The sequence below is a fragment of the Alistipes sp. cv1 genome, assembly GCF_900240235.1.
Taxonomy (GTDB): Bacteria; Bacteroidota; Bacteroidia; order Bacteroidales; family Rikenellaceae; genus Alistipes_A; species Alistipes_A hominis.
Window position 1 is genome coordinate 299,353 of record NZ_OEPW01000002.1, and the last position, 12,923, is coordinate 312,275.

General features: G+C 56.2%; 9 protein-coding genes. 2 read left to right on the plus strand and 7 right to left on the minus strand.

From position 1 onward, the window contains the following. Nucleotides 1-79: 79 nt before the first annotated feature. From C1A08_RS05655 to sppA, 7 genes are all read right to left on the minus strand, one after another. The gene (locus tag C1A08_RS05655) at nt 80-2,446 is read right to left on the minus strand and encodes a transglycosylase domain-containing protein (protein WP_101571966.1); all 2,367 of its coding nucleotides are present in this window, start codon (nt 2,444-2,446) and stop codon (nt 80-82) included. A 96-nt stretch (nt 2,447-2,542) separates the two neighbouring features. Continuing rightward, entirely contained in the window at nt 2,543-5,389 is a 2,847-nt protein-coding gene (locus C1A08_RS05660) for a DUF2268 domain-containing protein (RefSeq protein ID WP_257937052.1), read from the minus strand. A gap of 2 nt (nt 5,390-5,391) precedes the next feature. Continuing rightward, a complete protein-coding gene (locus C1A08_RS05665) occupies nt 5,392-5,739 on the minus strand; it encodes a translation initiation factor (RefSeq protein ID WP_101571968.1) in 348 nt (115 codons plus the stop codon). 25 nt (nt 5,740-5,764) lie between these two features. Then, nucleotides 5,765-6,253 (minus strand): single-stranded DNA-binding protein, encoded by a 489-nt coding sequence (locus tag C1A08_RS05670; protein ID WP_101571970.1) that lies wholly within the window; start codon nt 6,251-6,253, stop codon nt 5,765-5,767. A gap of 57 nt (nt 6,254-6,310) precedes the next feature. Next, nucleotides 6,311-7,114, minus strand: a complete 804-nt coding sequence (locus tag C1A08_RS05675) for a purine-nucleoside phosphorylase (RefSeq protein WP_055202844.1) — start codon at nt 7,112-7,114, stop codon at nt 6,311-6,313. After that, nucleotides 7,071-8,144 carry a tetraacyldisaccharide 4'-kinase gene (gene lpxK / locus C1A08_RS05680; RefSeq protein ID WP_101571973.1) on the minus strand — a complete coding sequence of 358 codons (1,074 nt, stop codon included), beginning with the start codon at nt 8,142-8,144 and terminating at the stop codon, nt 7,071-7,073. Before lpxK ends, C1A08_RS05675 begins: the two co-directional genes overlap by 44 nt. A gap of 118 nt (nt 8,145-8,262) precedes the next feature. Beyond that, entirely contained in the window at nt 8,263-10,059 is a 1,797-nt protein-coding gene (sppA, locus tag C1A08_RS05685; RefSeq protein ID WP_101571974.1) for a signal peptide peptidase SppA, read from the minus strand. 333 nt (nt 10,060-10,392) lie between these two features. Between sppA and C1A08_RS05690 the strand changes: the two genes are divergently transcribed. Next, the gene (locus C1A08_RS05690; RefSeq protein WP_055202850.1) at nt 10,393-11,454 is read left to right on the plus strand and encodes an Mrp/NBP35 family ATP-binding protein; all 1,062 of its coding nucleotides are present in this window, start codon (nt 10,393-10,395) and stop codon (nt 11,452-11,454) included. 500 nt (nt 11,455-11,954) lie between these two features. After that, the gene (gene nadA, locus C1A08_RS05695; RefSeq protein ID WP_257937053.1) at nt 11,955-12,899 is read left to right on the plus strand and encodes a quinolinate synthase NadA; all 945 of its coding nucleotides are present in this window, start codon (nt 11,955-11,957) and stop codon (nt 12,897-12,899) included. The last annotated feature ends 24 nt before the right edge of the window (nt 12,900-12,923 follow it).

The window sequence follows — 12,923 nt, forward strand, 5'->3', positions numbered from 1 at the left end:
AGGAACACTCGGAACATTTTTACAGAATTCCATACGTCCGTTTTTTCAAACCTGCGGAAACGACTGTCGAACCGGAAATCTAATCGAAAAACTCGTCGTCGCGCGTCTGCGATGCGGGAGCATGGAGGTCGCTCTCGTCGCAGTCGTAGGAAACCGCGCCGACCGGTATCGGGAATTGGTCTTTCTGCGTGATTCCGAGCTTCGGCTCGTTGTAGACCCGCTTGATGAAATCGGCGAAAATCGGCAGCGCGATCCGCGATCCTTCGCCGCCCGAAGAGAGGTGGATGCTCCGGTCTTCGCCGCCGACCCACACGCCGGCGACCAGCTTCGGCGTCACGCCGACGAACCAAGCGTCGGAGTTGTTCTGCGTCGTCCCGGTCTTGCCGCCCATATCGGCCGTGATCCCGAGCGCCCGGATGCGGCCGGCCGTTCCGGCATTGACGACGTTTTTCAGCATACCGAGCATCGTATAGGCCGTCTGTTCGGAAATGGCATCCTGAGCCGGCGCAGTAAAATTGGCCAGCACGTTGCCGTGACGGTCTTCGATCCGCGTCACGAAGATCGGATCGATATGCACGCCCCGGTTGGCGAACGTCCCGTAAGCGCCGACCAGTTCGAACAGCGAAAAGTCCGACGTTCCGACGCACAGGGCCGGCACGGGATCCACATAGCTGTGAATACCGAACTTATGAATAAATTCGGCTACCGCTTCCGGCTGCCGCGCCTGTTTCATGATCCATGCCGAATAGTTGTTGCGGCTGTTGGCCAGGCCCCACCGCAGCGGTCTCGGATTTCCGTCGTAAACCACTTTGCTGGCCTCGCGCGGCGACCACGGCTCGTTGTAGGTTTCGATCGTGACCGGGAGGTTCGGCACCGGCGTACAGGGCGTCAGCCCCAATTGCTCGATCGCGAAGGTATAGACGAACGGTTTGATCGTCGACCCGATCTGGCGTTTGCCCTGCTTGACCATATCGTATTTGAAATAACGGAACGACGGGCCGCCCACATAGGCTTTCACATAACCGTTCGACGGGTCGAGGGCCATCAGCGAAGCCCGCAGGAAACGCTTGTAGTAATACAGCGAATCGCGGGGGGTCATCGTGGTATCCCGGTCGCCCTTGTAACTGAAAACCCGCATTTTGACTGGCGTGTCGAACGCCTGTTGAATTTCCTTCTCGGTAGCTCCCTCTTTTTTCAACATCCGATAGCGGTCGGAATTACGCATTGCGCGGTTGATAATCGCCTGTTCCTCTTCCTTGCTGAGGTTCGAGAAAATACTCCGCCGCCCCTTCAGCACCCGATCCATCATCGGTTGTACGTTACCGCCCATCTGCGCCCATACGGCCTTCTCGGCATATTTCTGCATCGTCGCATTGATCGTCGTATAGATCTTCAGCCCGTCGCGGTACAAATCGTATTGAGCGCCGTTCGCCTTCGTATTTTTCCGACACCAGCCGTACAGCGGATTTTTGTCCCACAGTTCGACGGCCGCCTTGTAATCCCAATCGCCGGCCACTCCCGGCGCAAAACTTTTGCGGTCGGGCCGATCCGAGGTCATCACGATCTGTAACATACTCCGAAAATAGGTGCCGGTACCCTCGTCGTGCGAAATCGGATGGTAATCCAGTACGATCGGCAGCGCCTTGATCGAATCGCGTTGGTGACGCGTCAGAAATCCCCCGGCCCTCATCCGGTCGATCACCGTATTGCGCCTGATAAGAGCCCGATCCGGATTGCTGCGCGGGCTGTAACGCGTCGGCGCATTCACCACGCCGACCAGCATCGCCGCCTCCTGCACGTTCAGTTCCGACGGCAGTTTGTTGAAGAAGGTCCGCGCCGCCGACTTGATGCCGTAGGCGTTGCTGCCGTAAAGCACCGTATTCAGGTACATCGTCAGGATCTCCTCTTTCGTATAGTTATACTCCAGCATCACGGCCGTAATCCACTCTTTCAGCTTCGAGATCACCAGTTTGGAACCCTTCGAAACCGGGTTGTCGTAGACGGCCGTATCGCGCGGGTAGAGATTTTTGGCCAACTGCTGCGTAATCGTGCTGCCGCCGCCCTGATTGCGGTTGCCGAGCGCCATCGTCTTGACGGCCACGCGGGCCAGCGAAATGAAATCGATCCCGGAATGGGAGTAGAAACGCATGTCTTCGGTCGACGTCAGGGCCGCCACCAGTGCCGGGGAAAGTTCGCTGTAATCGACATAGGAACGGTTCTGGACAAAAAAGCTGCCGATCATCTGCCCGTCCTCCGAATAGATTTCGGTAGCCAGGTTGCTTTTCGGGTTCTCGAGCTCTTCGAAAGTCGGCAGTTTCCCGAATACGCCGAGGCGAATCAGCAGTAGCAGCAAAACGATCAGCGCAACGGGCGATACGAGTATAATCCAGAACCATTTTACGGCCTTGGGGGTTTGAAGCTTATCGATAATCTTCTTTTGGGTCATGACGATGCAACGGTTATCTCGGGCAAAGGTACAATTTTAATCGCTATTTTAATAAACAACGTTTTTGGCGCCCGCTTATTTTACAGCCCTTTCCGATCAGATCGGAAGCGACAGTTTCACGCCGCCCACCACGCCCGAACGGTCGCTGGGCTTATAGATGTAAAACCCGACCGTCGTAGTCTTCGCCGGAATCCGCAGCGGATGCATGTCGAAGATGATCTCGCCGCCGTAGGAAGTGACCGTATGCATCCGGTAGAACGTTCTGATCACCGAAGGAATCGCCTGTCTGAACCGGGCGAAATCGTAATAGACGTTCAGCCGGATCCGGCTGAAATAGACGATGCTGCTGATCCCGCCGTCGGGACACCACACGGGGAACTGGTAGTCGGCCGACGCGGCCCCGAGCCGGGTCGCCACGATGTTGTACGCGGCTCCGCGCGGAAAAAGTTCCTTATAGAAAAAGTTCTGGGAAGCCAGGTTCTGATGCTGCAGGTTTCCGCGCAGCATCAGCGAATGATGTTTCATCACACCCGGCAGGTAGGCCCGCCCGTACAGCGAATAGAGTCGGCCGAAACCTTCCGTGAACGGGGCGCATACCATAGCGAACCGGGCCGCATAGCCCCACCGAGGCAAAAAGTCGCGGGTCGCCATCCGGACGTTGTCCGAAAAATTCAGGCCGGTCACTAACCGCTGAAACCCGGTTTTAACGGAAGAGTCCCCGCACATCAGCGCATTGATATGGCGCAGCTCCACAGACGGGGTCAACGTCCGTACGCGATGTCCCGAGGCGAGCGTCATCGGCAGGTATCCCAGCAGATTGACCTGAAAATAATTCTTCCGCTTCATCCCTTCGTACTCGAGGTTTTTTACGCCGTAAAGCAACTGCTTGCCTCCACCGTATTCGAACGACAGTTCAAATTTCGGCGCAAGTCCGTAATAGTTGATTCCTCCGCGCAGGCGGCTGCCGAATTCGGGGGCATAGCCGTAGGCCAGGTACCCGGAAGTACTGCTCAGCAGATTCTGCGACATGACGGTAGCGCCGAAACTGATGTCGATCCGGTTCTCGTCGGCGATATGGAACGGGTTGAAATCCCAGGGCGCCCAACTGTGAAGGTTAAACAGATGCAATCCTTTGCGGAATCGTTTTTTCCGCGTTTCCGCCGGAAAATCGCCGGAAACCGTCACCGTATCGATGTTCATCACGTCCCATTTGCGTCGCGGCGGATTGACCCGGTTCTCGGGCAGTTTCCGAGGCTCCACCGGAATCAGCGAATCGCTGCGAACCGATTGGCGGGCCAGCCGATATCCGTCCAGCGAGTAAGTCGTAAAATAGAGTTCTCCGCTACTGTCCGGAGCCGACGGAGCCACCGAACCGTAGCGCGAACGGCTCAGCCGGTACTCCCGGCCCCCGGTAAGGTCGAACAGGTGGATTTCGTCCTTACCGGACTGGATCGAATTGAACGAAAGCTTTCCGGCTCCCGCCCGCAAGTTATAGAGGCTCGCATAAGTCGGCTCCTTGATCGTCCGCAGAGCTCCGTCCTGTAAGTCGATCCGCAGGATCGACATCCCCGCGTCGCCGAGCGCAATCGCGGCCAGCGTTCCGGTGACCTCGTCGTAAGCGAGTCCGTGTATCGAAAGGGTATCCGGAAAATCGAAACGCCTTCCGTCGCCCGGATCGAGGCTGTAACGCCCCGCATAATCGTAACCGACCGTCGCCAGCCGGCCGTCGGGCAACGGCGTCGGGAACAGCGTCTTACCGCGTTCGCGCAAGGTCCGGCGTCGGCCGGTGCGCAGGTCGTAACTGCACGCCCGCGACGTCACGCGTTGTTCCCACAGCGTGCTGCTCCGGTACTCCGTCCAGTACAGCGTACTGTCGTACAGCACCGGAGGCGTATTGACGCTTCCCGTCCAGAACAACCGGCGTTCGCAGCCCGTCCGCGGATCGACCGCCACGACGCGGCTCGTCTTGTCCATATCGCGTTTCAGCGCCAGCAGCGTCGTATCGTTCAGCGCCATCGGGGCATCGTAGACCGTATAACTGGTAATCGGCGTCGGCAGCGTTTCGCCGCTGTTCGGTTCGACGGGCAGCGAACGCCAAAACCGAGTCAACTCGTCGAGCGTGTTGCGCGCGATCTCGTTGACCGACGTGCGGTAGTACTTATGCAGCGCCCACTTCGTCGTCAGAATGGTATAGGGATATTTCGAACCGTATTCCGCGACCCGCGACCACATATCGTCCCCGTACTGTTCGCGCGACCAGGCGGCCAGTTGATAACCGAACTGGTAGTGATCCGGAATATAATTCTTATAGGAACCGCAAAACCACTTGTCGAGCGGGAATTTCTTCGTCCCTTCGGTCAGGTAGGCGCGGTATTCGATCGTAAAAGAGGGTTGCAGCGCACGGCCGAACGACGCCATCTGCGTCTCGTTCATCACAGCGTCCCCTTCGAGGAACCAGATCGGCAACAGCACCGAACTAAGCAAACCCGCCTGCTGTCCGACCACGTAACCGACCCATTTCATGAACCGCCGGTGCAGGTTGCCGTACTGTACGGCGTGCCGGTATTCGTGCGTCACCAGTTGTTTGAGCCACGGCTCGGCGAACGGGGCCGACGGCGGAATCGCCTCCAGCTCGATCCGTTTCGGCGCCCACATCACGATCCCGTTCGCAACGAAATTTTCGGTATGCAGAATTACCGGGAACCGCAACGGGCCGTACTTGAACCCGTAGGAAACATGCGACCGCACCGTGTCCATATAATTCGCCACCCGGGCGGCCTGCGCTGAAAAATAATCCGGATAAACGATCTTTCCGGCAACGGTATTCGCCTGATTCCAGCGGATGCCCGACGGCGAACGCCCCCAGTCGTAATACTGGCCGAAACCCGCGACCGGCAACACGCACATCCACCCGGCGACCAACCGCCCGATCCACCGCTTCATCGCTATCCTCCCGCCTTTTTCGCCTTATATCCGGCTTTGACGAGCACATCGACGACCCGGTCGCGGAAATCGCCCTGAATCAGGATCTCTCCGTCCTTGGCCGTTCCGCCGACGCCGCATTTGCTCTTCAGCGACCGCGCCAGTTCTTTCAGGTCGTCTTCCGTACCGACGAATCCCCGCACCAGCGTCACCTGTTTCCCGGCGCGCTGTTTGCGATCGATCCACACTTTCAACTGCTGCTGAGCGGCGGGAAGCGTCTGTCGCTCTCCTTTCTCCTCTTCCTCGTACCGAAAATCGGGATTGGTCGAATAGACCACGTTGAGCCGGTTTTTCCAATCGTTGTTGGTCATCGCGTTCTGATCGTGCTATGAAAAATCAAAAGGGCAGGTCGTCCACCTCGTCGGCCGACGTTTCCGCAGCGCCTCCGCCGCTGAACGGCTGAGCGGCTCCCGACGGCGCTTCCGCAGGCGCAGCGGCGGCAGGACGCGGAGCGGCGCCGTAAGTGCTACCGTCCATCGGCGCGCCCGCGCCTTCGGCGCGACGACCGAGCAGCTTCATATCGTTGGCGACGATCTCCGTCGTGTAACGTTTGTTGTTGTCTTTGTCCGTCCACTCGCGCGTACGCAGACTTCCTTCGATATAGACCTGGCTCCCTTTGCGGACATAACGGTCGGCCACGTCGGCCAACCCGCGCCACAGTGTCACGGTATGCCACTCGGTATGCTCGGTCGCGGTCTGCGTCTGTCGATTATAGATCCGCTCGGTCGTTGCGATCCGCAACCGCGCGACCTTAGCGCCCCCTTCCAGAGCCCTTACTTCGGGGTCCATCCCCACGTTTCCGATAAGAATTACTTTATTGACCATGATTTATCCCGATTAAATTATATTACAATACGATACGTCTTGCCCGCAACCGCCGTACTAAAGCGCTTCGAGCATACCGACGAACAGCCGCGTCATCTTCGCTTCGGCCTTCGCCCCTTCGCGCTGCACCTCTTCGTGCGTCGACTTCATCCCGTCGAGCCCCATGTTTGTAATGATCGACACGGCGAATACCGGCAAACCCGCATGATTCGCGGCGATCACTTCCGGCGTCGTGGACATGCCTACGGTATCGGCTCCCGCCGTACGGTAGAAACGGTATTCTTTGCGGGTTTCAAAAGTCGGACCAGTCACCCCGATGTAACACCCGTACTGCAACTGGATTCCTTCCCGGCAAGCCACCTCGGCGGCCAATGCGATCAGGCCGGCGTCGTAAGGTTCGCTCATGTCCGGAAAACGCGGGCCGAGCTCCGGATCGTTGGGTCCGATCAGCGGATTCGGAATCAGGTTGATGTGGTCGGTAATCACCATCAGGTCGCCGGTGCGGAACGACGGGTTTACCCCGCCGCTCGCGTTCGACACGAACAAGCGGCCGACGCCCAGGAATTTCATCACCCGCACCGGAAAAACCACCTGCTGCGGCGTGTACCCTTCGTAATAATGGAAACGCCCCTGCATCGCGACGACCCGCCGGCCGCCGAGCATACCGAAAATAAACCGGCCGGCATGTCCTTCGACCGTCGAAACCGGAAAATCAGGTATCTCCGCATAGTCGAGCGTCGCACGGATGTCGATGCTCTCCACCAGCCCGCCGAGCCCGGTTCCGAGAATGATCCCGACTTCCGGCTCGAAATTCACCCTATTCCGGATGAAGGAGGCTGTATTTTTGATTCGTTCTGACATATAACTCCAATTGACGCAGGAATTCCGACTCGGAATCCGCCACGAATGAAACATGAATCGGTACGTAATAGAGCCGCTGCTGCACGGCTTCCGGAACTTTTTTACGGTTCGTCAGCTTCACGGCATCTTTCTCGGTCGTCAGCACGACCGCATCCGGATACGCTGCGAACAACGCTTCCAGCCGCCTCATATCGCTGAGCCGGTAAGTGTGGTGATCGTCGAAAGTCAATTCGGCCACCACGTCGAAGCGTTTCCGCAGGTTTTCCAGCAACGGAACGGGATTGGCGATGCCCGACATCGCGATCACCGGATCCCCCTCGCGGACCTTTCCGACGGCCCGGTCGGCGAACAACGGAGTAATCTCCCCCTGCCGCATCCTGGTAAAATAGAGCGATTGGTACGGGAACAGTCCGAGCGAGTTGATCACGATGCGCATATCCAGCGGATTCAGATCGTCGGGACACTTGGTCACCAGCACGAAATTGGCCCGGTGGATCTGATTGCGCGTATCCCTGAGACGTCCCCACGGCAGCAGCCGGTCGCGGTAAACCGGGTTGTTGTAGTCCATCAGCAGGATATTGACCCAGGGTTCGACGTAACGGTGCTGGAACGCGTCGTCGAGAATAATCAGCTCGATCTCGGGATGCGCCTTCCGCAGCAACCGGATCCCTTCGGCCCGCTTTTCGCAAACGGCCACCGGTACCGACGGATACTTCAGTTTCATCTGGCGGGGCTCGTCGCCGATCGTCCGTGCGGACGACGTGGGCGTAGACAGTACGAATCCTTTCGTCTTGCGGCGATATCCCCGCGACAGCACCCCGACCCGGTAATGTTCCGAAAACCGTTCGATCAACAGCTCGGCCACCGGCGTTTTTCCCGTTCCGCCGACCGTCAGGTTCCCGATACAGACTACGGGAATATCGAACTCCTCGCTCCGAAGAATCTTCAGATCGAACAGTTTATGCCTGATATGGACGACCATTCCGTACAGCCACGACAGCGGGACGGAGATCAGCGGAGGTAATTTCATAACTCATACTTATCCAATTTTCAAAAATAAATTAAAAAGATTGGATATCAAAGTTTTTAACAAACAATTATCCCCCGGAAAATTTCCGGGGGACAACCTTTTTTACCTGCTTTACCGGTTACGGCATCGCTACCCGGTAGGGCGACAACGCCTGAATACTGTTCTGGTATAACATATTACGCAATGTTTCGTAATCGCGATAAGCTTCCCCCATTTCGCCCCGGAACAATTCCGCGCGGGTCTCCGCCGAAAACAACTTCAACAACTGCGTCAGCCGGTCGGGAGACTCCTCCGGGGAGACGATCCGGAAATCGTCCGCCACGCCGGCCCGGTCGGCCGCCAGGGCCACCGCATCCCTCAACCCGCCGAAGCCGTCGATCAGGCCGATCCGCAGAGCGCTTTCACCCGACCACACCCGGCCGCCGCCGACGCTGTCTACTTGCCCTGCGGTCATGTTGCGTCCTTCGGCCACGTGACCGACGAACGCGCTGTAAACCTGCTCGACGCTATTCTGCATGAAATCGCGTTCGGCCTGGTTCATCGGGCGTACCCCGACCGCCCCGAAGACCGCCATATCCATATCGGCCGACGGATTGGTCTTAGCCACATCCACCGTAATGCCGAGTTTATCTTGAAGTCCCTTTTCGCCGTTCAGCATCAAGCCGAATACGCCGATCGAACCGGTCAGCGTCACCGGAGAAGCCAGAATGACATCCGCCGGACACGAAATGTAGTACCCGCCCGAAGCGGCCATGTTTCCCATCGACACGATGACCGGCTTGAGCTGACGGATCTGTTCCACTTCATGCCAGATCACTTCCGACGCCAGCGCGCTTCCTCCCGGACTGTTGACCCTCAGCACAACCGCTTTCACCTGGTCGTCCGTTCGTACCCGGGCCAGCCTCGCCGCCAGCGAACTGCCGCCGATCAGCCCTTCCCGGCTCTTTCCGTCCACGATCTGCCCTTCGGCATACACGACGGCGATCTTATTCCGGGATAGCTTCTGAACCGCCGTCTTCGGCTGGTCGATATAGGTTCCCAGCGATACGAATTCCGGCTCTTCGTCCCGGTCGGTCATCTCGCAAAGCATCCGCTCGACGTCGGACGCGTAAACCAGCGAATCGACCATTTTCAGATCGACCGTATTGCGGGCGCTCCGCAGAGCCAGGTCGGAAGCGTATCGCTGCAACTGAGCCGAATCGATGCCGCGGGCGTCGGAGACTCTTTTCACGACATGCCCCCAGATCGAACCCAGCAGCGCATCCATCTGCAAACGGTTCTCGGGACTCATTTTATCCAGGATAAACGGTTCGACGGCCGATTTGAACGAGCCGTGGCGGATCGCTTCGACCTGCACGCCCAACTTATCCAGAAGTCCTTTATAAAATACGACTCCGGAAGCGAGACCGAGCCAGGTCACATTGCCTTGCGGGTTCAGATATACTTTATCGGCGGCCGTAGCCATATAATAGGAACCTTGCGTATAGTAATCCGCATAGCTAACGATGAATTTCCCGGATTCTTTGAACTGCAACAACGCATCGCGGATCTCCTCCAGCGTAGCCATTCCCATTCCCATATTTGGGCTGACATTCAGGTAAATCCCGCTGATCCGGTCGTCGGTCGCAGCCGTCTCGATAGCTTTCAACACGTCGATCAAAGCGTAATTGCGGGCGACCCGCATCGATATCAGGTCGTTGAATCCCATCTCCGACAACGGGTTGCGCGACGGATCGTCGCTGATCGGCTCGGCAAAATCGAGCCGCAGCACCGTTTTCTGCTGCACGTCGGGAACCGTTTCCGAAAAAAGCGTCCCGATACCGGCCAGCACCATCACTAAAAAGACGCCGATCACCACATTGGCCACCACCAGTGCAAGCAGGCAGGCCAGAAACGTACTCCAAAAATTTTTCATTCTATCTCCTGTTTTTCGCTTTGCGGTTCATCCGAACCGTTTACTGCGCGTAAAATTACGAATTTATTCTTCATTTACACACACATATCGTTCCATAACGCAGTCCCGGCCGGTTTTCGGTCGGTTCGAGAAGATTCGGACCGAAAAAATTTCGCTCCGAACCGAACCGCATTGCCATCCAATGGTCTTCACTCCGGGAAAAGATATAATTATTTAGGCGCAAAATATCCCTGTAACGGCCTTTTTCCCGTTTAAAACGAAAGCGGCTGCCCGAAATGATTGATTTATCCGCAGGATACCGTAAATTTGTATCGAACACAAAAAACCAATCGAATGACTCAGGAAGAACTGTTCGGACTGCTGCACGAGGTCGCGCATCCCGAACTGCATAACGACATCGTCACGCTGGGCATGGTCGAAAATCCGGTGGTGACCGACGATAAAATCCAGCTCACGCTGCTTTTCCCGCGCAGCCGCGATCCGTTTGCGCTATCGATCAAGAAGCGCTGCGAAGAACTGATCGCCGCGCGGTTCCCAGATTATTCCGGGAAAGTCAGCATCTTCATCAAGGAAGCCGCGCCGAAAAAAGCCGCCGAAAAAAAGGAACAGAAACCGTTCGGCGGCGAGGACGGCGTCCGTCGCATCCTTGCCGTCAGTTCCGCAAAAGGCGGAGTGGGCAAAAGCACCGTTACGGCGAACCTGGCGGTCGCCTTGTCTCGTTTGGGATATAAAGTAGGCATTCTGGACGCCGATATTTACGGGCCTTCCCAGCCGATGCTGTTCGGCGTCGAAGACTACCGGCCGGAAGGGGAAAAAAAAGACGGCAAGGATTGGATTCTTCCGGCCGAACGGTTCGGAATCCGGATCATGTCGATCGGATTTTTCATCGACCCGGCCGACGCGCTGATGTGGCGCGGCCCGATGGCGACCAACGCGTTGCGGCAAATGATCCGCCAAACGCTGTGGGGACCGCTCGATTTCCTGCTGATCGACCTGCCTCCCGGAACCGGCGACGTACACTTGTCGATCATCTCCGAAATGTCGATAACGGGAGCCATTGTCGTCAGCACGCCGCAAAAAGTGGCGCTGGCGGACGTCGTCCGCGGCATCGCGATGTTCCGAAACGACAAAATCGACATCCCCGTCCTGGGACTCGTCGAAAACATGGCCTGGTTCACTCCGGCCGAACTGCCCGAAAACCGTTATTACCTGTTCGGAAAAGAGGGTGTAAAAATGTTGGCGGAACGGCAAAAACTGCCGCTGCTGGCGCAAATTCCATTGATCCAGAGCGTTCGGGAATCCGGCGACGCGGGCCGTCCGGTCTCTGCAAAGACCGACGCTGCGAGCGAATACTACGACTTGCTGGCAAATAATATCGTACGCGAACTGCCCTAATCCGGCCATTGATGATAATTTTTCGGCTTTTTATTTGCATTCGTTTGTTTTCCAATACTATGAATGCATTTCAAAAATGTTAATAATCTGTTAAACCGACCCGCATGAAACTGTTCGTTAAAAATATCCGATTTCGGAAAAAACGGCTTGCATTTTCGACTTCCGGATCGGTATATCAAAAAACCGTACAAACGCAAGGAAAAAATACCGGATTTTACAGAATCTTACGGACAATGAAATGAACAGAAAAAAACGGAAAAATACCGGAAACTTATTTTGTCGATTAACCCCGAAAAGGTTTTCAATATATGTTTACAACAAAACATGAATAACTTTAAATCAAAAAGATGAATCGACAGGATTCGTTTACTCATTGTTCAAAAAGTATTCGTAACACGGCATAAAAAAAGTGCGGAAAATTTACCAACAGAATGAACAGGTATTATTATTACTCTTTTTTCCTTATTTATTAATTTTAAGAAATTAAAAAGAAAAGAACTGTGGAAAACGAGCGTCAACTGATCGATAAGATCCTTCGTCTGAAAAAAGAGAAGCGCGCCGTGATTCTGGCGCATTACTATACGATTCCCGAAGTGCAACAGGTGGCCGACTTCACCGGCGATAGCCTGGCGCTGTCGGCCCGGGCGGCCGAAACCGATGCGGAAATCATCCTCTTCGCCGGCGTGCATTTCATGGCGGAGACGGCGAAAATCCTTTCGCCGGACAAAAAAGTGCTGTTGCCGGAACCCGAGGCGGGATGTTCGCTGGCGGATTCCTGCAGCGCGCCGGATTTCGAGCGTTTTTTGAGGAATTATAACGGATATACGGTCGTTTCGTACGTCAATACGTCGGTCGGGGTCAAAGCGCTGACCGATATCTGCTGCACGTCGGGCAACGCGGTGCAGGTGATCGAAAGCCTGCCGGCCGACGCGAAGATCGTATTCGCTCCCGATCGGAATTTGGGAAATTACATCAAACAACTGACCGGCCGGCAGAATATGGTCGTATGGGACGGCGCATGCGGCGTCCACGAAGAATTTTCGGTCGAAAAGATCTTGGAACTGAAAAAGGAGTATCCCGAAGCGAAGGTGCTGGCGCATCCCGAATGCAAACGGGCGGTGTTGCTGACGGCCGATTACATCGGGAGTACGGCGGCTCTGCTGAAGTACGCTTCGACAGATCCGGCCGATACGTTCATCGTAGTGACCGAAGCGGGAATCCTGTACCAGATGCAGCGTGAGAATCCGCAGAAACGGTTTATTCCGGCGCCTCCGGTCGATTCCACCTGCGGGTGCAACAACTGCGCTTTCATGAAAATGGTGACCCTGGAGAAGATATGCAGCGCGTTGGAGCGGGAGGCTCCCGAGGTGGTTATCGACGAGGAGGTGCGCCGGCGTGCGGAAGGTTCGATCCGCCGCATGTTGCAGATCGGCCGAAGCAAATAATTCGAATAACGAAAAAAACGAACG